The organism is Kribbella sp. DT2 (assembly GCF_049844575.1).
Classification (GTDB): domain Bacteria; phylum Actinomycetota; class Actinomycetes; order Propionibacteriales; family Kribbellaceae; genus Kribbella.
This window is the reverse complement of the sequence record NZ_JBNCLH010000001.1, coordinates 1445835-1468974: the sequence shown is the minus strand read 5'-3', so window position 1 is coordinate 1468974 and position 23140 is coordinate 1445835. Positions and strand designations below refer to the sequence as shown.

Annotated in this window: 22 protein-coding genes; 6 read left to right on the top strand and 16 right to left on the bottom strand. The window is 70.3% G+C overall.

The window, feature by feature from the left end; translation table 11 throughout:
* Positions 1–476: 476 nt before the first annotated feature.
* Positions 477–1556 carry a hypothetical protein gene (locus ACLQ2O_RS06935; RefSeq protein ID WP_425828371.1) on the top strand — a complete coding sequence of 360 codons (1080 nt, stop codon included), beginning with the start codon at positions 477–479 and terminating at the stop codon, positions 1554–1556.
* 99 nt (positions 1557–1655) lie between these two features.
* Here ACLQ2O_RS06935 and hemB read toward each other — a convergent pair whose 3' ends face one another.
* From hemB to ACLQ2O_RS06900, 7 genes are all read right to left on the bottom strand, one after another.
* On the bottom strand, positions 1656–2642 hold the full coding sequence (hemB, locus tag ACLQ2O_RS06930) for a porphobilinogen synthase (RefSeq protein WP_425828369.1): 987 nt from the start codon (positions 2640–2642) through the stop codon (positions 1656–1658).
* Positions 2643–2646: 4 nt separating this feature from the next.
* Positions 2647–4380: a uroporphyrinogen-III synthase gene (locus ACLQ2O_RS06925; protein ID WP_425828367.1), complete on the bottom strand. Its 1734-nt coding sequence runs from the start codon at positions 4378–4380 to the stop codon at positions 2647–2649.
* Positions 4377–5261 carry a hydroxymethylbilane synthase gene (gene hemC, locus ACLQ2O_RS06920; protein WP_425828365.1) on the bottom strand — a complete coding sequence of 295 codons (885 nt, stop codon included), beginning with the start codon at positions 5259–5261 and terminating at the stop codon, positions 4377–4379. The genes ACLQ2O_RS06925 and hemC overlap by 4 nt, the downstream gene beginning before the upstream one ends.
* The gene (locus ACLQ2O_RS06915) at positions 5258–6544 is read right to left on the bottom strand and encodes a glutamyl-tRNA reductase (RefSeq protein WP_425828363.1); all 1287 of its coding nucleotides are present in this window, start codon (positions 6542–6544) and stop codon (positions 5258–5260) included. The genes hemC and ACLQ2O_RS06915 overlap by 4 nt, the downstream gene beginning before the upstream one ends.
* Positions 6541–7296 (bottom strand): redox-sensing transcriptional repressor Rex, encoded by a 756-nt coding sequence (locus tag ACLQ2O_RS06910; protein ID WP_184799268.1) that lies wholly within the window; start codon positions 7294–7296, stop codon positions 6541–6543. Before ACLQ2O_RS06910 ends, ACLQ2O_RS06915 begins: the two co-directional genes overlap by 4 nt.
* Positions 7297–7419: 123 nt before the next feature.
* Positions 7420–7665: a glutaredoxin family protein gene (locus ACLQ2O_RS06905; RefSeq protein ID WP_425828361.1), complete on the bottom strand. Its 246-nt coding sequence runs from the start codon at positions 7663–7665 to the stop codon at positions 7420–7422.
* Positions 7662–9110, bottom strand: coding sequence for a class I adenylate-forming enzyme family protein (locus ACLQ2O_RS06900; RefSeq protein WP_425828359.1), 1449 nt, complete (start codon positions 9108–9110; stop codon positions 7662–7664). Before ACLQ2O_RS06900 ends, ACLQ2O_RS06905 begins: the two co-directional genes overlap by 4 nt.
* A gap of 37 nt (positions 9111–9147) precedes the next feature.
* Between ACLQ2O_RS06900 and ACLQ2O_RS06895 the strand changes: the two genes are divergently transcribed.
* The 3 genes from ACLQ2O_RS06895 (at position 9148) to ACLQ2O_RS06885 (ending at position 11942) form a co-directional block, all read left to right on the top strand.
* On the top strand, positions 9148–10035 hold the full coding sequence (locus ACLQ2O_RS06895) for an HAD family hydrolase (RefSeq protein ID WP_425828357.1): 888 nt from the start codon (positions 9148–9150) through the stop codon (positions 10033–10035).
* A 44-nt stretch (positions 10036–10079) separates the two neighbouring features.
* Complete coding sequence (locus ACLQ2O_RS06890; RefSeq protein WP_041289570.1) at positions 10080–10622, top strand: sigma-70 family RNA polymerase sigma factor; 543 nt, start codon at positions 10080–10082, stop codon at positions 10620–10622.
* A gap of 252 nt (positions 10623–10874) precedes the next feature.
* Positions 10875–11942 (top strand): DUF5667 domain-containing protein, encoded by a 1068-nt coding sequence (locus ACLQ2O_RS06885; protein ID WP_425828354.1) that lies wholly within the window; start codon positions 10875–10877, stop codon positions 11940–11942.
* A 487-nt stretch (positions 11943–12429) separates the two neighbouring features.
* Here the strand turns inward: ACLQ2O_RS06885 and ACLQ2O_RS06880 are convergent, their stop codons facing one another.
* The 4 genes from ACLQ2O_RS06880 to ACLQ2O_RS06865 form a co-directional block, all read right to left on the bottom strand.
* On the bottom strand, positions 12430–13221 hold the full coding sequence (locus ACLQ2O_RS06880) for a phosphotransferase enzyme family protein (protein ID WP_425828352.1): 792 nt from the start codon (positions 13219–13221) through the stop codon (positions 12430–12432).
* A 7-nt stretch (positions 13222–13228) separates the two neighbouring features.
* Positions 13229–14332, bottom strand: a complete 1104-nt coding sequence (locus tag ACLQ2O_RS06875) for a lysophospholipid acyltransferase family protein (RefSeq protein WP_425828350.1) — start codon at positions 14330–14332, stop codon at positions 13229–13231.
* The gene (locus ACLQ2O_RS06870; protein WP_425829087.1) at positions 14325–15317 is read right to left on the bottom strand and encodes an NAD-dependent epimerase/dehydratase family protein; all 993 of its coding nucleotides are present in this window, start codon (positions 15315–15317) and stop codon (positions 14325–14327) included. Before ACLQ2O_RS06870 ends, ACLQ2O_RS06875 begins: the two co-directional genes overlap by 8 nt.
* Positions 15318–15399: 82 nt before the next feature.
* Positions 15400–15501 (bottom strand): 30S ribosomal protein bS22, encoded by a 102-nt coding sequence (locus ACLQ2O_RS06865; protein ID WP_008356322.1) that lies wholly within the window; start codon positions 15499–15501, stop codon positions 15400–15402.
* 98 nt (positions 15502–15599) lie between these two features.
* On the opposite strand from ACLQ2O_RS06865, the gene ACLQ2O_RS06860 reads away from it, so the two are divergent.
* Positions 15600–16277, top strand: a complete 678-nt coding sequence (locus ACLQ2O_RS06860; protein WP_425828345.1) for a class I SAM-dependent methyltransferase — start codon at positions 15600–15602, stop codon at positions 16275–16277.
* Here the strand turns inward: ACLQ2O_RS06860 and ACLQ2O_RS06855 are convergent.
* Positions 16255–16773, bottom strand: a complete 519-nt coding sequence (locus tag ACLQ2O_RS06855; RefSeq protein ID WP_425828343.1) for a GNAT family N-acetyltransferase — start codon at positions 16771–16773, stop codon at positions 16255–16257. The two genes, ACLQ2O_RS06860 and ACLQ2O_RS06855, sit on opposite strands and share 23 nt — an antisense overlap.
* 5 nt (positions 16774–16778) lie before the next feature.
* On the bottom strand, positions 16779–18752 hold the full coding sequence (locus tag ACLQ2O_RS06850; RefSeq protein ID WP_425828341.1) for an AfsR/SARP family transcriptional regulator: 1974 nt from the start codon (positions 18750–18752) through the stop codon (positions 16779–16781).
* Positions 18753–19716: 964 nt separating this feature from the next.
* Between ACLQ2O_RS06850 and ACLQ2O_RS06845 the strand changes: the two genes are divergently transcribed.
* Positions 19717–20592 carry an alpha/beta fold hydrolase gene (locus tag ACLQ2O_RS06845; protein WP_425828339.1) on the top strand — a complete coding sequence of 292 codons (876 nt, stop codon included), beginning with the start codon at positions 19717–19719 and terminating at the stop codon, positions 20590–20592.
* On the opposite strand, the gene ACLQ2O_RS06840 is transcribed toward ACLQ2O_RS06845, so the two are convergent.
* The 3 genes from ACLQ2O_RS06840 to ACLQ2O_RS06830 form a co-directional block, all read right to left on the bottom strand.
* Positions 20558–21178 carry a DUF4291 domain-containing protein gene (locus ACLQ2O_RS06840; protein ID WP_425828337.1) on the bottom strand — a complete coding sequence of 207 codons (621 nt, stop codon included), beginning with the start codon at positions 21176–21178 and terminating at the stop codon, positions 20558–20560. The two genes, ACLQ2O_RS06845 and ACLQ2O_RS06840, sit on opposite strands and share 35 nt — an antisense overlap.
* Positions 21179–21386: 208 nt before the next feature.
* Entirely contained in the window at positions 21387–21602 is a 216-nt protein-coding gene (locus ACLQ2O_RS06835) for a helix-turn-helix domain-containing protein (RefSeq protein ID WP_012923942.1), read from the bottom strand.
* Between the two features lie 157 nt (positions 21603–21759).
* Positions 21760–22935: an acetoin utilization protein AcuC gene (locus ACLQ2O_RS06830; protein ID WP_425828334.1), complete on the bottom strand. Its 1176-nt coding sequence runs from the start codon at positions 22933–22935 to the stop codon at positions 21760–21762.
* Positions 22936–23140 lie beyond the last annotated feature (205 nt).

The window sequence follows — 23140 nt, the reverse complement described above, 5'->3', positions numbered from 1 at the left end:
GGCGGCAGAGAGCGCACTCGCACGCCTGTCGGCGACCAAGTTCCGCTGTCCACCGCAGCCAGGGACGCCTCAGGCGCCCACCAGGTCCGCACGGTTCATGCCCGCCTGGAGCAGGCCACCGGCGACTCACGTGCGCGCACCGGACGCACCGCAGCGCGTGCCCACCTGCACTCACTTCAGGGCGCTAAGCCCGCACCCAGGGTGGGCGGGAGCGGACTGCGTAGGTCGCGACGAAGGAGCGGGCGTAGCCGGCCGTGTGGGCGACGGCGGACGACAGCAAGCGCACCGGAACCACCCGAGCGCGCAGAACCCGCGCTCACCGCCCCCAGGGCCTGTCGCCGCGGCGCGATGGCCAGTTGCTGCAACTGGCTGTCGGAAGGTCTGGTCGCCGGGCATGATCGGCGGGTGATCGAGACAGCTTGCCACCGCCTACGGCGCTCCCGGCACTTGCTTCGACTAGCCCGTGGCAGGTGCTGGTGACCGGCCGGAGGACGCTCGCGGCGCTCGGCGTGATGATGCTGGCGCTCGGCGGATGCAGTGGGCAGGCCGGAAAGGGCGACACGTCGGCCGAGCAGACCGCGACGGCCAAGCCGGCGCCCAAGCTCGGTGAGCCGATCCCGATCGAGCACGAGGTCTGGTCGGTCGCGATCACGCCGGACAGCCGGTTCGCCTACGTCGCGAACCCGGAAAGCCTGACGATCGTGGAGCTGGCCAGCCGCAAGGTCGAGACGATTCCTTTCCTCTCCGAGGGCGGGAAGCAGGTCCGGTTCAGCCGGGACGGGAAGCAGGCCTACCTCGCCGGCAACTACACGTCGGGGGCCGTTCGCTTCATCGACACCGCGACCCGGGCCGAGACCGCGACGGTCGACGTCGACAGTGGTCCGCTGAGCGACCTCGCTGTCGCCCCGGACGGCCGGCACCTGTACGCCGTGAGCGCCTTCCCGGGCTTGGTGCGGATCGACGTCCGGAGGCAGGTCGTGGATCTGACCGTGGATCTCCCGGACGCGGAGCACGAGGGGATCGCCGTCTCACCGGACGGCCGCTGGGTCTACGTCACGAGCGCACCCGCTCATTCGGGAGGCGGTCCGCCGATCAACGCGTTGACGGTGGTGGATGCCACGAGCGGCAAGGTGGTCAAGACGCTCCAGCTGCCCGGAGACCGGCCGGACGACGTGGTGGTCACTCCGGACGGGAAGCGGATCTTCGTCTCCTACGCGACGTACGAGACGACGAAGCCCAACTTCGTCTCGGTGCTCGACGCCGGCAGCCTCGCCGTCGTGGCGAAGGTGCCGGTCACCGGCCGGTCGTACGCGATGGCGATCACCCCGGACGGACGGCAGCTGTACGTCACGGGGATGGACGAGAAGAGCGTGGCGGACGGGACACCCGGGATGGACGATCTGAAGCCCGCGATCGAGGTCATCGACACGACCACCAACGCCGTCACATCGACCGTCCCGCTGCCGTCCAACAGCAGGGATCTCGAGATCGCCCCCAACGGCCACCTGGCCGTCGTCGTGGACGGCAATACGTTGATTCCCATCACTCTCGGCTGACCTCAACAGGTCGAACCGGGTGCATTCCAGCGCGGCAGATCCGGCACACAGGCAGCGGCAGAGAAGGAGCGACCGTAGCCGGCCGCGTGGGAGAAACCTCTACCGGTGAGACAGCAGCTGTGCCGCTTCCGAGGCCCAGTACGTGAGGATCGTGTCCGCGCCGGCCCGCCGGATGCTGTTGAGCGTTTCCAGGATCGCCTTCTCGCGGTCGATCCAGCCGTTGGCGGCGGCGGCCTCGACCATCGCGTACTCGCCGGAGATGTTGTACGCCGCGACCGGGACGTTCACGTGGTCGCGGACCTGGCGGATGATGTCGAGGTAGGCCAGTGCCGGCTTGACCATCACGATGTCGGCGCCTTCGGCGATGTCGAGGTCGACCTCGCGGATCGCGTCGCGGGCGTCGTTGGTGGGGTCCTGCTGGTAGGTCTTCCGGTCGCCCTGGAGCGACGAGCCGACGGCCTCGCGGAACGGCCCGTAGAACGCCGACGCGTACTTCACGGCGTACGCCAGGATCACCGTGTCCACGAATCCGGCGGCATCGAGCGCGGAGCGGACGACGCCGACCTGGCCGTCCATCATCCCGGACGGCCCGACGACGTGGGCGCCGGCGGTGGCCTGCGCGACTCCCATCTCGGCGTAGATCGCGAGGGTCGCGTCGTTGTCGACGCGCCCGGCGGAGTCCAGTACGCCGCAGTGCCCGTGCGTGGTGAACTCGTCGAGGCACAGGTCCGACATCACCAGCAGGTCGTCGCCGGCCTCGGACACCGCGTCCCGGATCGCCACGTTCAGGATGCCTTCCGGATCCAAAGACCCGGAACCGACTTCGTCTTTCGAGGACGGTACGCCGTACAGCATCACTCCGCCGAGCCCCAGCTGCACGGCCTCGGCGACGGCCTTCCGCGCGGTGTCGCGCGTGTGCTGGTAGACGCCCGGCATCGAGCTGATCGCGATCGGCTCCCGTGCGTCTTCCCGGATGAACATCGGCAGGATCAGCTGCCGCGGCTCGATCGTGGTCTCCGACACCAGTCGCCGGACAGCCGCCGACGACCGCAGCCGCCGGGGACGAACACCAGGGAATCCAGTCACGAACCTAGCTCTTCCTGCGAGAGCCCGAGCGTCGCTCGGACGGGCGGGTGACGGGCTCCCCCGCCTCGACCATGGTGTCACGCCGGTCCGCGCCGAACCGGGCCAGTGCGTCGGCCAGTTCCTCGGCGGACGGCGCCTCGGCCATCGCGTCGACGCGCAGGCCGTGCTCCTCAGCGGTCTTCAGGGTCGCCGGGCCGATCACCGCGATCACCGTCGACGCGTGCGGCTTGCCGGCGATGCCGACCAGGTTCCGCACGGTCGAGGACGAGGTGAACACGACCGCGTCGAACTTGCCCGACTTGATCGCTTCGCGGGTCGGCGCGGGCGGCGGAGCGGCCCGGACGGTCCGGTACGCCGTGACGTCGTCGACCTCCCAGCCCAGGTCCGTCAGACCGGCCACCAGTGTCTCGGTGGCGATGTCCGCGCGCGGCAGGAAGACCCGGTTGATCGGGTCGAGCACCTCGTCGAACGGCGGCCAGTCCTCGACCAGTCCGGCGGCCGACTGCTCGCCCGAGGGCAGCAGGTCGGGGCGGATGCCCCAGGCGGCGATCGCCTCGGCGGTCTTCTCGCCGACCGCGGCGATCTTCAGCCCGGAGAACGCCCGCGCGTCCAGGCCGTACTCGTCGAACTTCTCCCGGACGGCCTTGACGGCGTTGACCGAGGTGAACGCGACCCACTCGTACCGGCCTTCGACCAGCCCGCGGATCGCCTTGTCCATCTGCTGCGGGTTGCGCGGCGGCTCGACCGAGATGGTCGGGACCTCTTCCGGCATCGCGCCGTACCGGCGCAGGCGGTCCATCAGCGGGCCGGCCTGGTCCTTGGTGCGCGGCACCAGGATCCGCCAGCCGAACAGCGGCTTGGTCTCGAACCAGCTGAGCGCCTCGCGCTGCTCGACCACGGAGCCGACCACGATCACGGCCTCGCCGACGACCTTGGCGGTCCGCAGGTCGGCGACGATCGTGCCGAGCGTGCCGACCACGCTGGTCTGGGCGGTCGTCGTACCGCCGACGGTCGCGCAGACCGGCGTACCGGCGTCGAAGCCGGCCTCGACCAGCGCGGCGGTGACGTCCTTCAGCACGTCGATGGCGTTCAGCAGGACGAGCGTCTGCTTCGGGTGCAGCCGGCTGAAGTCGAGCTTGGCCTCGGCCAGGTCGAGCACCGTGACCTCGCGCTCGCTCTTCACGGTCAACGGGATGCCCGCGTACGCCGGTACGGCGCTGACCTCACTGACCCCCGGTACGACGTTGAAGCTGATCCCCGCCTTGCGGCACGCGGCCGCCTCCTCGGCGCCGCTGGAGAAGGTGAACGGGTCACCGGTCAGCAGGCGGACGACGTTCGAGGCGGTCTTGGCGGTCTTCACCACCAGGCGCGCCCGTGCGGCGACCCGCAGCGCCCGGCTGCCCTCGGCACCGGAGCCGTCGATCACCTCGACGCCGGCCGGGCAGTAGGCCAGGAAGGCGTCGTGCTCGGGACCTTCGACCACCACGGCGTCGGCGTTCGCCAGGACGTCGCGCCCGGCGATCGTCAGCAGGGCTGGATCACCCGGACCGACCCCGACGAAGGTGACGTGCCCGAGCGGTCTGGTCTGCTTGGCTGTGCTGCTTGTCGCCGCGGCCTTCGCCGGCACCTTCTGCGGAGCCTGGGTGGCCGCTGCTGTCTTCGCGCTGCTCACGTCTGCCGTCGCCTTCGCCCTTGTCTTGCTCGTCTTTTCCGTCGTCGTGCCCCGTGCCGGTGTCATGTCTGCTCCAGCAACTCGTGCGCCAGCGCCCGCCCGACCGCCGCTGGATCGTCGACCGATCCGTTGGCGGACAGCCGCCGGACACCGCCGCCGTCCTCACCGAGTGCTCCCCGCAGCCACAGCTCCGGGCCGTCCTCACCGTCGACCACTTCGGCCAGCGCACCGACCGGCGCGGTGCACCCGGCCTCGAGCGTGGCCAGCAACTGCCGCTCGGCGGTCACCGCGACCCGGGTCCCCGGGTCCTCCAGTGGCTCCAGAGCAGCCAGTACGGCGGTGTCGTCGCTGCGGCACTCGATGCCCAGGGCACCTTGTCCGGGGCACGGCAGGACCTGGATCGGGTCCAGGGTCTCGGTGATCTCGGCCAGCCGGCCCAACCGGGCCAACCCTGCCCTCGCGAGCACCACCGCGTCCAATTTGCCATCGGCCACCATGCCGATCCGCGTGTCGACGTTGCCGCGGATCCCGGTCAGCTCGAGGCCGAGGCCGAGCGCCTCCAGCTGCGCCTGTCGGCGGGCCGAGCCGGTGCCCACCAGCGCACCGGTCTGCAGCTCGCCGAGGGTCAGCCCGTCGCGGGCGACCAGTACGTCGCGCGGGTCCTCGCGGACCGGGATCGCGCCGAGCGTCAGTCCGTCGATCGGCGCGGTCGGCAGGTCCTTCAGCGAGTGCACGGCGATGTCGATCTCGCCGGCCAGCAACGCGTCGCGCAGGGCGCTGACGAAGATGCCGGTGCCGCCGATCTGCTCGACCGGCGCCCGGTTCACGTCGCCGGTGGTGACGATCGGGACCAGCTCGACCTCGTGCCCGAGGTTCCGCAGCGCGTCGGCGACGTGGTTGGCCTGGACGGTCGCGAGAGCCGACCGGCGGGTTCCGAGCTTGATCATGCGGACTCACCTCCGGTGGTGGGCTTGGGGGCGGTGACCGCGTCGACGGTCGCCGGGTCGAGCGCGAACAGCTCGCGCAGCGCGTCGGCGTAGGTCGGGCCGCCCGGATCGGCGGCCAGTTCCTTCACGCGGACGGTGGGGGTGTGCAGAACCTTGTCGACGACGCGCCGGATGGTCCGGGCGACCTCGTGGCGCTGGTGCTCGTCGAGGCCGGGCAGCCGGCGGTCGAGGCGGGCCAGCTCGGAGTCGACCAGCTCGGTCGCCATCGTGCGCAGCGCGACCACGGTCGGCGCGACGGAGGCCGCCCGGCGGGTCGCCTCGAAGGCGCCGGTCTCCTCGCCGACGATCCGGCGGACCTCGTCGATGTCGTGCTCGCTGCCGCCCGCCGTACCGGCGAGGTCGGCCAGTGTGACGAGCGTGATGCCGGGGATCCGGGCGACGCCCGGCTCGACGTCGCGCGGCAGAGCCACGTCGAGTACGCCGTACGGGCGTCCGTCGGTGGCGTTGCGGAACATCTCCTCGGTCAGCACAGCGCCGCGGGCGCCGGTGCAGCTGACCACCAGGTCGGCCTCGGCCAGGGCGTCCGGTACGCCGGCCAGCGGGATCGCCGTACCGCCGATCCTCATCGCCAGCGCGACGGCGCGGTCGTGGTTCCGGTTCGCGATCGTGACGCTCGCGGCGCCGCCGGCGAGCAGGGTCTGAGCGGCCAGCGAGGCCATCGAACCGGCACCGACGACCAGCGCGCGACGGCCCTCGAAGCCACCGACCGCGTCCAGCCCGGCGGTGACCACCGAGCGGCCGGCCGAGTCGATCCCCGTTTCGGCGCGGGCCCGCTTGCCGGTCCGCAGCGCGTGCTGGAACAGCGCGTTCAGCCCGGTGCCGATCGTCTCCAGGTCCTGGCCGACCCGCAGCGACTCCTTCAGCTGGCCGAGGATCTGGCTCTCGCCGACGATCATCGAGTCGAGCCCGACCGCGACCTGGAACAGGTGCGCGACGGCGCCTTCCTCGAAGTGCACGTACAGGTGCTCGGCCAGGTCGAGCAGCGGGACGCCGGTGACGTCGGACAGGATCGCGGTGACCTCGTCCATGCCGGCGTGGAAGCGGTCGACGTTGGCGTAGACCTCGGTGCGGTTGCAGGTCGCCAGGACGGCCGACTCGCTGACGGCGGGACTGTGCTGGACGGAGATCGCCAGCTTGGTCGCCGCGTCCGCGTCCAGCGCGACCCGCTCCAGAACCGAGATGTCCCCGCTTCGATGCGAGATGCCGACGACCAGGTAACTCATGCGCCCACACCTCCGCCCACGCTGGGCAGATCGGGCAGACCGTTGATCGCTGGTAGTTCGGGCACCTCGGGGAGCGCCGCCTCTCCGGACTTTCGTTGTTCGTGGTACGCCAGGATCTGCAACTCGATCGAGAGGTCCACCTTGCGGATGTCGACACCGTCGGGCACGGACAGCACCACCGGCGCGAAGTTCAGGATGCTGGTCACCCCGGCCGCGACCAGCCGGTCGCAGACCTCCTGGGCCGGACCGGCGGGAGTGGTGATGACACCGATCGAGACCCGGTCGGCGGCGACGATCTCCTCGAGCTCGGCGAAGTCGCGCACGACCATGTCGCCGATCCGCTCGCCGACCAGCTCGGGCGCCGCGTCCAGCAGGGCGACGATTCGGAAGCCGCGGGTACCGAAGCCGGAGTAGTTGGCCAGCGCGTGGCCCAGGTTTCCGATCCCGACGATGACGACGGCCCAGTCCTGGGTGACGCCGATCTCGCGGGCGATCTGGTAGCGCAGGTACTCCACGTCGTACCCGACCCCGCGGGTGCCGTAGGAGCCGAGGTAGGACAGGTCCTTGCGGAGCTTGGCCGAGTTGACGCCGGCCGCGGTCGCGAGATCCTCGCTCGACGCGGTGGCGATGCCACTGTCCGACAAGGCGGTCAGGGCCCGCAGGTACACCGGCAAGCGCGCGACAGTGGCCTCGGGAATGCCGCGTTCGGTTCGCGTCGGCGCGCCGGGGCGACGGCTGCGGGCAGGCGTCACAGTTCTCCTGGAAAGGTGGTTCGCGAGTCACCGCCTCACGGCGGGCGACACCCCCACTCTAGGAGCTTGTGAACGTGAGAACAAAATCGGCAACGGGACCCATGACAGACGTCACGTCGAAACTCACGCCGTTGTCAAGGCCTTCTTCAGCCTGACCGGGTCGACCCGCCAGAAGTCGTGCTGGCGGCCGTCGACGAAGGTGACCGGGATCTGTTCGCCGTACTCGCGGAACAGCGCGGGGTCCTGCGTGACGTCGATCTCGGTCCACTCCACGCCGAGCTCGGCGCAGACCGCGGCGACGATCGCCTGGGCGTCCTCGCAGAGGTGGCAGCCGGGTTTCCCGTACAGCGTGACGCGTGGTGCGCTCACCGGTCCGCCTCCCGGAGGCGGCCCTTCGCGACCTTGCCGGTGACCGAGTGCGGCAGGTGGTCGACCACCTCGACCTCGACCGGGCACTTGAAGCGGGCCAGCCGCTGCCCGGCGTACTCGAGCACGTCGGCGACGTCGATCGAGGCACCGGTGGCCGGTACGACGAACGCCTTGACCGCCTCGCCGGTCTCCTCGGACGGGACGCCGATCACCGCGGCCTCGCGGACCCCGGGAGCGCCGACCAAGACCTCCTCGACCTCGCTCGGGAAGACGTTGAAGCCGCTGACGATGACCAGCTCGCGGAGCCGGTCGACCAGGTAGAGGTCGCCGTCGGCGTCCAGGAAGCCGACGTCGCCGGTGCGGTACCAGCCGTCGTCGTCCGGGCCGTCCGCGCCGTCGGGCCAGTACCCGGAGAACAGGTTCTTGCCGCGGATCAGGATCTCGCCCGGGTCGTCGCCCTCGACGTCCTCACCCTGGTCGTCGGCGATCCGCAGGTCCACACCGGGCAGCGGGCGGCCGACGGATCCGAGCTTCGGCTCGTCCTCGCCGAGCGTCGTGGTGACGCCCGGGGAGGCCTCGGTCAGGCCGTAGCCCTGGTGGACGAACAAGCCCGTGGCCTGCTCGAACCGGTCGGCCAGCGAGCGGTCGAGGCTGGAGGCGCCGGTCAGCACGACCTTGACCGAGGCGAGCCGCTCCCGGAGGTCGTCACGGGCGAGCAGCGCGTGCAGGGCCGGCGGCGCGAGCGGGAGCCGCGTCACGGCGTACGAGCTGATCAGGTCCAACGTGCCGGTCGAGTCGAAGCGCTGGTCGACGACCAGCGCGGCGCCGGTGGCGATCGCCCAGCCGAGCACGGCGTTCAGGCCGAACGCGTGGAACATCGGGAGCACGCCGAGCACGAGGTCCTCGGGGCCCATCCGGTCCTCGCCGAGGCCGGCCAGGTTCTCGACGTTGGCGGCCAGGGCGCGGTGGGTGAGCATCGCGGCGCGCGGGTCGCCGCTGGTGCCGGACGTGTAGAGCAGGACCGCGAGGCTCTCCGGGTCGGTCTGCGGCGACAACGGAGCGTGACCGTCGAGCTCGCCGGCCCGGACCACCCTGACGCCCTCGACCTTGTCCGCGAGGTCGCCGTCGGCGATCACCAGCCGGGCGCCCGAGTGCTTCACGACGTTGCCGATCTCGGTCCTGGTCAGCCCCGTGTTCAGCGGTACGGCGACCAGGCCGGCGCGCAGACATCCCAAGTAGGACGTGACGAACTCGATGCTGTTGGCCATCAGCAGGACGACCCGGTACCCGGGCACGAGACCCGCACCGGCGTACCCGTGGGCGGCCCGCTCGACGGCCTCGTCGAGCTCGCTCCAGGTCAGTCGCCGGTCACCGTCGACCAGCGCGAGACGCTCCCCATGACGTCGCGCTGTGTCACGAAGAACATCCGCGAAGTTGAAGTTCACCAGGCGAGTCTGTCATGTTCCCGTTAAGGTGCTCAGAGTGACCAGGGACCTACGCGCCCGGTCTGTGCTGGCCGGTGAGGCGAGTGCGGCCGCGGCTGAGCTGGAAGCGGCTCTGGCGACCCCCTCGGTGAGCCACGCCGCAGCGTTCTTCGACGTCGACAACACGCTGCTGCAGGGCGCCTCGATGTACCACGTGGCGCGTGGTCTGTACCGGCGCCGGTTCTTCACGTTCGCCGAGATCGCCGCCAAGGGCTGGCAGCAGCTCGCCTTCCGGTTGCGCGGCGAGACGCCCGACTCGGTCGCCCGGGCCCGTTCCTCGGCGCTGTCGTTCATCGCCGGGCACCGGGTCTCGGAGGTCGAGATCCTGGTCGAGGAGATCTTCGACGAACTGATGGCGGACAAGATCTGGCCCGGCACGAAGGCGCTCACGCAGCAGCACCTGGACGCCGGTGAACGGGTCTGGCTGGTCACCGCCGCGCCGGTCGAAGTGGCCCGCGTGCTGGCCCGGCGGCTCGGTCTGACCGGCGCGCTGGGAACGGTTGCAGCCCACGAGGACGGGGTCTATACAGGTGTACTTGTGGGCGATATTCTTCACGGCCCGGCCAAGGCGGAAGCCGTCCGGGCGCTGGCCGATCACGAGGAGCTGGACCTGACCGCGTGCTCGGCGTACTCGGACTCGGTGAACGACTTGCCGATGCTGGAAATGGTGGGGAATCCGTGGGCGATCAACCCTGACGGCAGGCTGCGGCAGCACGCCCGGTCAGCCGGCTGGCAGGTCCGGGACTACCGGACCGGACGCAGGGCGACGCGCCTCTTCCTGTTGACAGCGGGTGCTTCAGGCGTAACGCTCGGTGCTGTCTCAGCCGCTGTGGCCATCCGTAGATGTCTCAGTCGGGGATGTGCCAGTCGTAGACGTGCCAGTTGAAACGGGGAGAGAACTTGACGACGCCGGAGCCGAGCCCGGACGGGATGAGACGTGCAGAGCTCGTCGATCGCGCCCAGGCTGGAGACGTCGGTGCATTCGGTGAGCTGTACGACGAGTACTCGCTCACGGTCTACCGCTACATCTACGCGCGGGTGTCGTCCTCGGCCCTGGCCGAGGACCTGACCAGCGAGACGTTCGTCCGGGCGCTGCGCGCGCTGGACTCGTTCCGCTGGCAGGGCCGGGACTTCGGTGCCTGGCTGGTGACGATCGCCCGCAACCTGATCACCGACCACTACAAGTCGGGCCGGGTCCGGCTCGAGGTGGTCACCGACGAGATCGAGACGCACGACCGGCAGACCGAGGGGCCGGAGGTCGACGTACTGGCCGCCGCGACCGCCGAGGTGCTGCGGGACGCCGTCGCGGCCTTGCCGGACGAGCAGCGCGACTGCCTGACCATGCGATTCTTCGCCGGTCTGTCGATCGCCGAAACGGCCAAAGCGCTGGAGAAGTCCGAAGGCGCGGTCAAGCAACTGCAGTTGAGGGCCGTCAGGCACTTGGCGAAGGTAATCCCCAAGGACTTGAGGTGAGACGGATGACAACGAATGTCTTCCGTAACCAGTCAGCGACTTTCCTCGTTCTCCTTGGTGAGGACCCGTCGGTGACCCCGACGGACCATTGAGGAGAACGAAATCATGAGTGACTTAACCAGGGCTCGAGCGCGCGCGGATGCATTCGCGCACGCCGTCGATCACGGGCCCCGTCACTCTTCGCGACTGAGCGATGACCCTGAGTTGCTGGAAGCTGTGGAACTGGCCGGGCGGCTGAGGACCGCCGGGGCAGTGGCACCGCGACCGGAGTTCAGTGCCGAACTGAGGCACCGTCTGCTGGAGCAGGCGGCCGCCCGGGCGGCAACGACTCCGACCGTGGTGCACAGCTCGCCGGACGACGACGAGGACTTGCCGCCCCGCGAGGACGACGAGGCGTCCGTGACACCGATCCGTCATCGCCCCGGCCGGAGGATCCGGCTGGTGGCGAGCACCGCCGCGCTCGTCCTGCTCGGAGGTGGCATCGGTTCCGCTGCCGCCGCCCAGCAGGCGATGCCCGGCGACACGCTGTACGGGATGAAGCGCGGCATCGAGAACGTCTCGACCAACGTCAGCGTGGGGGACGACTCCCGCGGCCGACGTGATCTCGAGCACGCGATGACCAGGCTGTCCGAGGTGGACGCGCTGGTGTCGAACGGTGGCAGCAGCGACGTCGCCGCCGTCGACAGCACGCTCGGCCTGTTCTCGGAGCAGGCCCGCAAGGGCGTGTCCCGGCTCGTCGCGTCGTACCAGCAGGACGACGACCCCAGCTCGATCCAGGCGATCACGACGTTCATCACCAGCGCCCGCCAGGCCATGGGTGAGCTCGCACCGAAGTTGCCCCCGGACTCGCTGAAGGCCGCCGTCGAGGCGGTCACGACGATCGACGAACTGACCCGGCACACCACGCTGGCCTGCCCCAAGTGCGACCAGCCGAAGCCGGCGAAGAACGCGGTCCAGCCGACCACGGAGCAGCCCAACGGCCGCCCCAACGACCCCAACGACCCCGAGGACCCGGTCAAGTCGGGCCCGACGACGGTCCCGTCGGCCAAGCCGAGCGCGAAGCCGAGCACGGCCCCGACCGACGTACCGGACACCACCAAGGTGGAGGAGCGGAACACGACGCAGCCGACCAAGCTGCTCACCCCGCCCGGCAACCAGCCGACCGGCACCCCGACGACGACACCGTCCGGGCCGACGGTCCCGACCCTGCCCACCCCCGGAACGCCGAGCTGGCCCTGGCCGTTCCCCACCCTGAGCCTGCCACTGCCGACGATCAACCTGCCCGGCGTGATCCAGACTCTGCTGCCTCCCTGGAAGTAGCACCCGCAGTACTCCGAAGAGCCCCGGTCGACATCCTGTCGGCCGGGGCTCTTTGCATTTGCCCGCCGGGCTCTCGCGGGCCACCCGTGCGGAGGCCCTTCGTCTGCCCCCAAGCCGAGGGCCCCTCCCTCAGCGGGGACCTTGAACAGGAAACGGGGACCGCGCACAGGTCATGCCCTGTCCCAGGCCCCCGTTCGGTGTCCACAGTCCCCGGTTGGTGTTCACGGTCCCCGGTTGGTGTTCGCGGTCCCCGGTTGGTGTTCGCGGTCGCCGGTTCTGGTTCGCGGTCCCTGCTTCTTGTCCGCGGTCCCCGGAGTCGGGGCCTTGGCCTGGGGGGTGGAACGTTTGGTGGGGTGGTGGACATGTACGGGGTATGGGGCGTGCGGGCGATCGGCTGATGGTGGAGAGCAGTGGTCAGGGAGATCGGTTCGAGGTGTTGTTCCATGTGCTGACGGCGGTGCTGGCCGTCGTGCTGGTGGTGATCGGGTTACCTCTTATCCCGCGCTAGGGCGGCGAGCCAGGTCGCGTGGTGAGTCTCGATGTAGTCGGCGGCTGGGCCCCAGTGGTCGGCGTGACCTTCGGCGTGGAGGCGGGACCAGGGTTGTACGCCGGTTCGAGCGCCGCAGGTGAGCAGGTCGAACATGCCACGGGTGTGGGCGGCGATCATCGCGGGGAACTCCCGGCGGAGATCGTCGTCGAGGTCGTAACCGTCGGCGAGGGCGCGCAGCCTGGGCGCGTCGGCGGCGGGGACTCCGCCGGGGACCAGCGGGACGAAGCCGTGGGCGGCGTACCCGAGGTCCCAGAGGGGCGAACCGGGGCCGGCGCCGTCCCAGTCGATGAAGGTCCAGCGGTCGCCGTCGATCACCAGGTTCCACGGGGCCAGATCGTGGTGGCAGATGAGCTGACCGCCGGTCGGGTCGGGGATCGCCACGGTCCACTGGGCGTCGGCGGGTGGGGTGAAGGTCGCCATTACGTCGTGGAGCTCGCGGATCAGCGCGCCGAGTCGACGCAACTCCTGCGCGGTGAACGCGGGCAGGGTGTCGGCGAGCGCGCCAGGGATGCACTCGAGGACGTGCCGGCCCTGGTCGTCCCGGCCGAGCGTGCGGGGAGCTGCCGAGAAACCGACCTGGTGCAGGTGGGTGAGGACCGCTTCGACGGCGGCGGTGGCGGGGGTGATCGGCTTGCGGACCGTCGTACCGACTCGGACCACCGCGTCAGCGACGTTGCCACCGGTCAGTGGCTCCTCGTACGGCGATTCCTCCGGCTGAGCCTCGCTCATCCGGCGCTCAGAAGAAGACGCTGCGGCGTTGCATGAGCAGGCTGTAGAGGGTCTGCTGGATCGTCTCGCGGACCTGGTCGGTGACGTTGAAGACGAGCATCGGGTCGTCGGCGGCGCCCTCGGGGAAGTCGTCGGTGCGGATCGGTTCGCCGAACTCGATCAGCCACTTCGACGGCAGCGGGATCAGGCCGAGCGGGCCGAGCAGCGGGAAGAACGGCGTGACCGGGATGTACGGGACGCCGACCAGCCGGGCGAGCGACGCGATGTTGCCGACCAACGGGTAGATCTCCTCGGCGCCCACGATCGAGCAGGGAACGATCGGTACGCCGGTCCGCATGGCCGCGCTGACGAAGCCGCCGCGCCCGAACCGCTGCAGCTTGTACCGCTCGCTGAACGGCTTGCCGAGGCCCTTGAAGCCCTCCGGCCAGACGCCGACCAGGTTGCCCGCGCGGAGCAGCCGCTCGGCGTCGTCGTTGCCGGCCAGGGTCGCGCCGCCCTTGCGGGACATCTCGCCGACGAACGGCGTCCGGAAGACCAGGTCCGCGGCGAGCGTGCGCAGCGGGCGGTTGGTGTGGTCGGCGATGATCAGCTGGGTGATCAGGCCGTCCAGCGGCATCGTGCCGGAGTGGTTGGCGACGATCAGCGCGCTGCCGGTGTCCGGGATGTTCTCGATGCCACGCACCTCGACCCGGAACCACTTCTCCGCCAGCGGGCGGAGCACCGAGAGCAGCACCTGGTCGGTCAGCTCGGCGTCGTACCCGAACTCGTCGACCTCGTAGTCGCCGGTCAGCCGGCGCCGGACGAAGGCCAGCAGCTCGGCGACCTTCTCCTCCCCCGCGGTCCCGAACAGGTCCCGCACCATGCGCTCGAACGCAACGAAGTCGGGGGCTGCGGAATCGGCGTTGGCCGGGCTCGCCTGCTCGCCGACGATCCAGGGCTCGCCGAGGGCGCCGGGCGTCTCGCTCTGCTCAGGCTCCGGGGCGCGATCCTTTGCGGCCCTCGAGTTCTTCCCCGCCAGCGAGCGCGCCGCGGCCGATGGGGTCGTACGCCGGGCGCTGCCGCGGCCGGGACGGCCGCCGGAGCCGATCGGGATGACGTCGGCGTCAGCCACGCAGTGCCCCCAGTCCGGCCGTCAGCAGCTTCGAGGCCGCGGTCATCGCGCCGGTACCGATCGAGGCGCGGAAGTCGTCGAACGCCTCCGCCGTCGTGTACTGCGGCTCGAAGGCGAACTCGGTCCGCATCCGGGTCGTGTCCACCGCGCGGCCGTAGGTCAGGAAGGTGATCTGGTCCGGCGAGAAGTCGGCCAGCCGCGCACGCCGTACGACGGCCGCCGTGCTCGACGCGGTGAAAGAAGGCAGCCGGACAACCGGCCGGCCGAGCCGGCGGATCGCCTGGGACAGCACGAGAACCCCGTCGCCGGCCAGGTTGAACGTGCCCGGGAGGTCCTCGACGGTCGCGTGGTGGATCGCCTCGACGCCGTCGCTCTCGTGCAGGAACTGCAGGCGGGCGTCGTACCCGAAGACGGTCGGGACGACCGGCATCGCGAAGTAGCGGGTGATCGGGGAGTCGGTCTGCGGGCCGATCCAGTTGGCCATCCGCAGAGTGCTGACGGTCACGTCGGGACGGCGCCGGGCGAACCCGCGCACGTAGCCCTCGACCTCGACGGCGTCCTTGCTCAACCCGGTGTGGTGGGTCGCCCGCGGCGCCATCTCCTCGGTGAACATCGCCGGGTCCCGCGGACCCGCGCCGTACACCGTGGTCGACGACTTGACCACCAGCTTGCGCAGGCCGGGTGCCTTCTGGCACGCGGCGAGCAACTGCATGGTGCCGATGACGTTGATCTCTTTCATCGACGACCGGCCGCCGGCACTGCCAGGGGTCGCCACCACGCCCGTGTGGACGACAGTGTCGACGTCCTCACCGGCGATGACCTTGGCGATCACGGGGTTGCGAATATCGGCCCGGACGAACCGGACCCGGCCGAGCTCGGCCCGTGGCGGAACCACATCGATTCCGATCACGGTCCCGATGGACGGGTCCGCGGCCAGTCGCCGCGCACACCGAGCGCCGGCGTCTCGTGAGACGCCGGTAACCATCACTACCTGTGCCACGAGTGACCCCCAGCCAGACAGCAACCCCGCACAACGCCGCTCTGGTGACCAGAGCGGCTGGAACTGCTTACTTGCCGAGCTTGCGGCGCTGCACCCGCGTCTTCTTCAGCAGCTTGCGGTGCTTCTTCTTCGCCATACGCTTACGGCGCTTCTTGATTACCGAACCCACAGTTGGACCTTCCAAACTTAAAGAGAGCGTCGGCAAAGCCTACCTGCAAGTCTGCTGGTCACCTAAGTGAGGTGCCTGGGAGTGGGTAGGAAGGAGCTATGAGAGCTCGCTACAACGGAGTCGCCGACTGGTACGCCGCCCGCAGCACGAACTGGGCCGAGGACAACAGGGAGGACCTGCTCGAGTTGCTCGGGCCGGGAGAAGGACGGTTGTGCCTGGATCTGGGGTGCGGGACGGGGAACTACTTCGCGATGATCGCGGAGACCGGCCGGCGGGTGTTCGGACTGGACCGGTCGTCGGACCAGTTGCGGTTCGCGCGGACGAAGGGCGACGTCCCGCTGGTCGAGAGCGACGCGGCCCGGCTGCCGTTCGCGGCGGAGAGCTTCGACGACGTACTGGCGCTGTGGATCTCGACGGACCTGGACGACTTCGCCGGGACGCTGCGGGAGATCGCGCGGGTGCTGCGGCCGGACGGGGTCTTCTACTTCTACGGGGTTCACCCGTGCTTCAACGGGCCGCACGTCGAGTACCAGGACGACGGCGGGCGGCTGGCGCACCCGACGTACCGGCAATCGGGCTGGCACCAGCCGTCGGCGTGGTGGGCCGGCGACGGGATCCGCGGGACGGTGGGGATGCGCCACACGCCGTTGGCCGAGGTTCTCAACGCGTTCTTCGCGGCGGGGCTCGTGCTCGACCACGTCACGGAGCCGGGAGGCGGGCCGGTGCCGGGGGCGTTCGCCGTACGGGCTCGGCTCAGGCCAGGTGCTCCCAGGTGAGGAGCTGGAGGTCGCGGCCCTTCTCCATCAACCTGGTCGGCGGGAGGTCGGTGAGGGCGTAGCCGGTCCGGGCGGCGACCGACTTGCTCGCTTCGTTGTCGGGCTCGATCTCGAGGATCAGCCGGGGCAGACCGAGCTCGCCGTGGGCGTAGTCAGTCAGCAGGGTCAGGGCGCGTACGGCGAGGCCCTGGCCCCGGTAGGCCTGACCGACGACGTACCCGAGGGAGCCGGTCTTCTCGTTCACCATCACCTCACCGAGCGGCTGCTCGCCGTCGGTGGTGATCGCGAGGTGGGTCCGGCCGTTGTCGGTGTGCGCGGCGTCGTAGTACGCCTCGGCCGCTTCCACGTCGAACGGGGTGCGCAGCGGGGTCCAGTACGCGACCTCCGGGTTGTCGAACAGCTCGGACATCGCCGCCAGGTCGCCGCGCTCCCACTCCCGCAGCACCAGCCCGTCCCCCACGATCCGCACCCCAGGACCGCCGTACCTCGTCGTCATGCGGCTCAGTCTGCTGTACGACGGGTCCGCAGGCGATCGAGGATTTCCGCGACGGGACCGAGGGTGATCAGGCCGCTACCGGCTGTCTCCTCGGCTACCGCCGGCTGGAGTGCCTGCTCGGCTCTTTCGGCGGCCTGGTTGTTGCCTTGGGCAAGTGCTGCTTCGGCGAGCAGGACCCAGAGGAGCTCTTGCAGCAGGTCCTTGGGTGGGTCCGGGACAGCGTCCAGGCCTTCGCCGGTCAGGAGCGGACGCACCCATGGTTCGTAGGGGCCGTAGTCCGCGTCGGCGTCCAATGGACTCCGATCGAGCCTGACGGTCAGGACGGCAAGCTCGAGCAGACCCCCTTGCAGGCCAGGCATTCCGGCGCCGTCGAGCAGCTTCGCGGCGTCCCGGTAGGCCTCTTCGCTGGGGTCACGCAGTACGCCGTACCAGCGGGTGAAGACGCTGACCAAAGGTGTCTCGTGCTTCGCTGCGAGCTGGTTGGCTGCTGCTGCGTGGCGGTCGGCGGTGTTGTAGTCGCCGAGGGCGCTTCGGGATTGGATGCGGATGAGGTGGCCGAGGACTTCGTACGTCGTGAGTCCGTGCTTGCCGGCGAGATCGATCAGCTCCACGCCGATCGCGTCGCGCTCGGGTGCGAGGCCGGTGCGGTAGAACGTCTGCAAGAACAGGCCGTTGAGCGCGAACGCGAGGACGCCGGGATCGTCGAGCATGCGGGCGAGCTCAACTGCGGCCAGCGCTGCCCTTTGCGCCTGGGGCGAACCGCTCCCCCGCGACTCCATCGCGATCGTCGCGAACAACCGCGCCTGCAGAGGTGTCGCGGCAACCGGTTCCACACCTGGTTCCGCTTCGGCCGCGCGGTGGTCGAGCGCGGCGAGAGTGCGCCATGCTGCAGCAACGACGGCGGCGGCTTGGTCCTCGTCGTCCGAACGCGTCCAAATCGCTGGTACGTCGTACGCGCCGATCACCCGGGCTGTCAGTTCAGGATCGCCGAGTTCCTCCGCGGCGGTGATCGCCGCGAGCCGATGCTCGCGAGCCGCCACCAGGCCCTGGCCTCCCGTAATCGCCAAGCTCCGCAGCAATCCCACGGTCGACTCCAACCGCGCCCGCGCGCCCACGCCTTGCTCGTACGCCGCCACCGCGCGGTCCCAGACACTCGCCTCACCCGCAGCAGTCCCAGTCGCCGCGTCGATCCCGGGCCCGACCGCCTCGCGAGCGGGCAACTCCGCGAGGTGGTCGGCCTGGCGCAGGATGTCGGTTTCCAGTTGCCGGAGAGCCGGCCCCGGGTCGATGCCCAACTGATCGACCAGCAACGAACGAGCTCGCCGGAGTACATCAAGCGCATCCCTCTGCCGACCTGTTCGATACAAGGCCAACGCCAGCAACCGCCAGGCCTCTTCACGCCAAGGGTGCTCGGTGACATGCGCATCCAAGTCAGGCACCGCCTCCGCCGCCCGCCCAGCACTCAACCGCGCAGCCGCAACCTGCTCAACAGCCTGCAACCGCAACTCGGTCAGCCGCCCGCGCTCTGCCCGGGCCCACCCCTGCTCCGAGAAATCCGCGTACGCCGGCCCGCGCCACCACGCGAGCGCTTCCTCAACCCCAACCTCAGCCCGAACCGCCGCCTCGAACCGCCACGCATCCACCGCCTCCCCCGGAAGCCGCAGCGCATACCCCGGCCCTTCAGTCACCAGCACCCGAGGCTCAGCCCGAGCCGCCCGCTCAGGCTCCAACACTCGCCGAAGTGCCGCGACAAACGTCCGCACAGCACTCACCGCACCAGCCGGCGGGGCGATCCAGAGGTCGTCCACCAGTACGTCGACCGGCACCACCCGCCCGCGCGCGACGATCAACCGCCCCAGCACCGCCCGATGCCGAGGCCCCTTCAACGCCAGCAGTTCCCCACCCTTGCCCCAAGCAACAACCGCCCCCAGCACGCCGAACGTCGCACCCCCAGCCCCCACGCGCGGTTCATCACTCACCCCACCCACGCTAGCGCTCCCCACCCTCGAACCCGGAAGCCCCGAGCGAGCGCCAGCCCCGAGGCCGGCCGACCCCGAGCGTCCGAAGAACCTCAACACGTCCGAAGAACCCGAGGCTATAGAGCACGATCCTTCGGACCCATGAGAGTTCTTCGGACGCTAGACCACGAGGACGCGATCCGCCGAGCGTGACCACAGCGCTGAACACGAGAAGCTCGGCGAGGCGAGGGGGTGGGCCCGCGATACGAGCCGGCCCTCCGGGCGGCAGCAGGGCGGGGGCAAACGGAACAGGCGCGAGGCCGGCCACCGGACGGCGGCGGCAGGGGCCAGGGCGGGCGCGCCGTACGACGCTGATGCACGGGCGGCTGCAGGGCGGGACGCCGTACGAGGCAGGCCTCCGGGTGGCGACGGGGCGGACCGGACACGGCACGAGGCGGATCCCCGGGTGGCGGCGGTGCGAGACGGACACGGGCGAAGCATGGGCGAGAGGCGAGGCTCGGATGCTGGCCGTGGGCGCGCGCCCCGTACTAGGTGTGCCGCGCTGGCGCCCGGACATGGTGGTGGAGAGGTGACCGGGCGGCAGCGCAGGGCGGGTGCGCGCGTGCGAGCGGGCCCGCGGGCCGGGGCCGCGGGGCGGGCGCCGCGGGGCGGGCGCCGCGGGAGCGCGCGGGGTCGGCGGGAGAGAAGAGTACGAGCAGCGCTCGGTGCGCGGCGGGAACAGGGGCGGTTGGGGCGCCGACCGATCAGTGCGCAAGAGGCGGACGAGGCTCGCCGGTGGCGCGGGCCAGCGCGCAGTGGGTGCGGGAAGGAGCGCTCGGGGAGCGCAGCCCCGCAGGAGGTGGGGGGCGAGGCGGAGCGGAGGCCCGCGGGTGGCATGGGAAGGCCGGGGGTGGGCTTGCTCATCGGATGCTCATTCGTGGCGGGCAGGCTCGGCGGCGTACTGGTGTTTGGTGATGGGAGTCTGATGAGTGGGATCGCAGGGTTCGAGTATCGGCGCGTGGATGTGGCTGAGGGGGTCGCGCTGAATGTGGCGGTGGGTGGGGGCGGGAGTCCGGTGGTGTTGTTGCACGGGTTTCCTCAGACGCACTTGATGTGGCGGCATGTCGCGGTGGAGCTGGCGAGTGAGCACACCGTGATCTGCCCGGATCTGCGTGGGTACGGCGACAGTGACAAGCCGGCGGAGGATGGGGAGGACACCTACTCCAAGCGGACGATGGCGGCCGACATCGTCGCGGTGGCGCGGGAGCTCGGGTACGAGCGGTTCGCGCTGGCTGGGCACGACCGGGGTGCGCTCGTCGCGTTCCGGGCGGCGATGGATCACCCGGATGCTGTGACCCACCTGGCCAGTCTGGACGTGCTGCCGACGCTCGACATGTGGTCGGTGATGCAGGGGACGTCGGCCGCGGTCGGGTTCCACTTGTACCTGATGGCTCAGCCACCTGGTCTGGCCGAGACGATGATCGCGGCCAGCTCGGACGTGTTCTTCGGGTACTTCCTGGATCTCTGGGTGAAGGACCCCGCGGCGATTCCGGCGGACGTGCGGACGGCGTACCTGGATGCCTGCCGGGGAGCGGTGCCGTCGATCGTGGCGGACTACCGCGCGAGCGCGGGCGTCGACGTACGGCACGACGAGGCGGATCTCGCGGCCGGACACCAACTCACGATGCCGGTGTCCGTGGTGCAGCAGGACTGGGGCAGCGCGCTCGGCTTCGACGCCGCCGAGCGGTGGCGTGCCTGGGCGCCCGATCTTGCGCACAGCACGACAACCAGCGGCCACTTCATGGCCGAGGAGTCGCCGAAGGAGATCACCGAGATTCTGAGGGACCTGCTGAAGCGCTGACCGCGGCAACGGCCTCCGGCGGGAGGGGGTAGGGGCGTTCGCCAGGGACCATCGCCTGGGCGGCCTCCAGCTCACCAGCCCGTACGGCGGCGTGGATGCGCCCAGCCAGATCCGTGACGTCCGTCAGCCCGACGATCCACTCGTTCACGTAGGAGTGCACCGCCGGCCCGCTCAACCCGATCTGGATCGACCGGTGATCGAGCCGCTCGAGCCGCAGCGACCGCTCCGGGTCCCACTGCACGCGCACCGACGTCCGCCGTACGCCGGCCGCCCACTCCTCCTGGCTCGCGTGCACCTTGCGGTCGAAGTGACTCAGGTACGACGCCGCGAGCGCGCTGTCGAACCCCGAGCGGCTGAGCCGGACCGCCAGGACGCGCTCCTGGCCGGGCTTGGTCGCCCAGCCGCAGCGGTACATCATCCACAGGAACGACGGCTTGATCCAGGTCATCCGGTCGGGCTTGAACGGCGGCACGAACCGGCCGGCCGCGAGCGCCGGTTCGGCGATCGCCGGGGAGTAGGCCTGGTAGACGGTCAGGCTGGTCTCGTCGAAGTCCGCGCGAACCTGCCGCGGAGGGATCTCAGGCACCCCGGCAGCCTAAGCGGCGCCGGGGCCGTGGGCAGAGAGCCGGGGGCAGAGGGCCGGGGCCCGGGGGGCCGGGGCCCGGGGGGCCGGGGGCCCGGGGGGACAGAAGGCCGGGGCCGGGATCCGAGGCGGCGTCCGCCGTACGAGACCGCGCAGGGCAAGGCGCAGCGGCCGGTCCTCGGGAGGATTCCGGCCGCTGTGCTTCTCGTAGTTATCCGGCCTGGAAGAAGGCGCCCTTGAGGTAGTCGTGCACCGCGTCCTCCGACACCCGGAACGACCGACCCACCCGCACCGCGGGCAGTTCGCCGGAGTGCACCAACCGGTACACCGTCATCTTGGACACGCGCATGGCCGTGGCGACTTCAGCCACGGTCAGGAACTTCACCTCGGCGAGCGGCTGCTCACCGCCGGACTTCTTTGATGCCATAACGCACCGCACTTCCAGCACGGATCGTGCGCCGGCTTCCCCTCCGGCACCTCCGCCCGTGCATGAACCGAGCGTAGTGGCTGATGGTACGAATGGGAAAGAGGGTGTCTGGTGTGACTCGCTCGCCGGCTCGTTCCAACGCTCGATTCAGCGAGGATCAGTACGTCGGATCGAGCCCGAGCAGCGGGAACGACACGTCGCGGGTCGCCTTGATCGACCGGTCGAGCCAGGTGTCGGGGTTGTACCCGTTCGCCCAGGACTCGTACGAGCCGTCGTTACCGTCGGTCATCCGCGACGGCGCGACCCGCGCGTACCGGATCCGGACCTCCTCGCGCCACGACTCCGGCACCGCCGTCGTCGGCTCGACCGGCTTGCCCGCGACGATCGCCAGCAGGTGCGTCCAGGCGCGCGGGACAACCTCGATGATCGCGTAGCCGCCGCCTCCGGTCGCGATCCACTTGCCCTCGCACACCTCGTGCGCCAGGTCGTGCAGTGCCGCGTACGCCGCCCGCTGGCCGTCGACGGTCTTGGTCAGGTGGGCGAGCGGGTCCTCGACATGGGAGTCGCAGCCGTGCTGGGTCACCAGTACGTCGGGCTGGAAGGCCTTCACCACGTCCGGGACGATCGCGTGGAACGCCCGCAACCAGCCCGCGTCGCCCGTCCCCGGCGGCAGCGGGATGTTGACCGCGCTCCCCTCGGCTCCCGGCCCGCCGGTCTCCCCCGCCGTACCGGTGCCTGGGAAGAGCGTGGTCGGCGACTCGTGCAGGCTGACGGTGAGGACGCGCGGGTCGTCGTAGAAGACCGCCTGGACGCCGTCGCCGTGGTGCACGTCCACGTCGACGTAGGCAACCTTCCGGGCGCCGTGGTCGAGCAGCCACTGGATCGCGACCGCGGGGTCGTTGTAGACGCAGAAGCCGCTGGCCTGCGCGCGCATCGCGTGGTGCAGCCCGCCGGCGATGTTCGCCGCGTGCAGCACCTCGCCCTCCCAGACCGCGCGCGCGGCCTCGACGGACGCGCCGACGACGTGGGCCGAGGCGTCGTGCATGCCCGGGAAGCAGTAGGTGTCGTCGGTCCCGAGTCCGTGCCGAAGGTCCGGTACGTCGGGATTCTCGCCGGCGCGCTGCACCGCAGCGACGTACTCCGCGGTGTGCACCGTCCGCAGCAGGTCGTCGGACGCGGTCGGCGCCGGGACCACCTTCAGCTGGTCCAGCACGCCCAGGGCCCGGGCCAGCTTGACGGTCAGGTCGACCCGCACCGGGCTCATCGGATGCCCGTGCCCGAAGTCGTACGCCGTCAGCCCCTCGTCGAACACCAGCATCGCCTCACCACTCATGCCCACGACCTTAGCGGCGGCCCGCCGGACACGCCCGCCGGTGCGTTCACTTCCATCCCAACGCAACGCAACCTCGAACCCCTGTTGCGTTAGATTCCAAGCCTGCGCAACGAAATAGTGGCTTTGACCTGCATAAACACCTCACACCTCAGAAATCGACGTTGCGCAATCCATGAACGCAACGTAGCGTTTCCATCATCAGAAA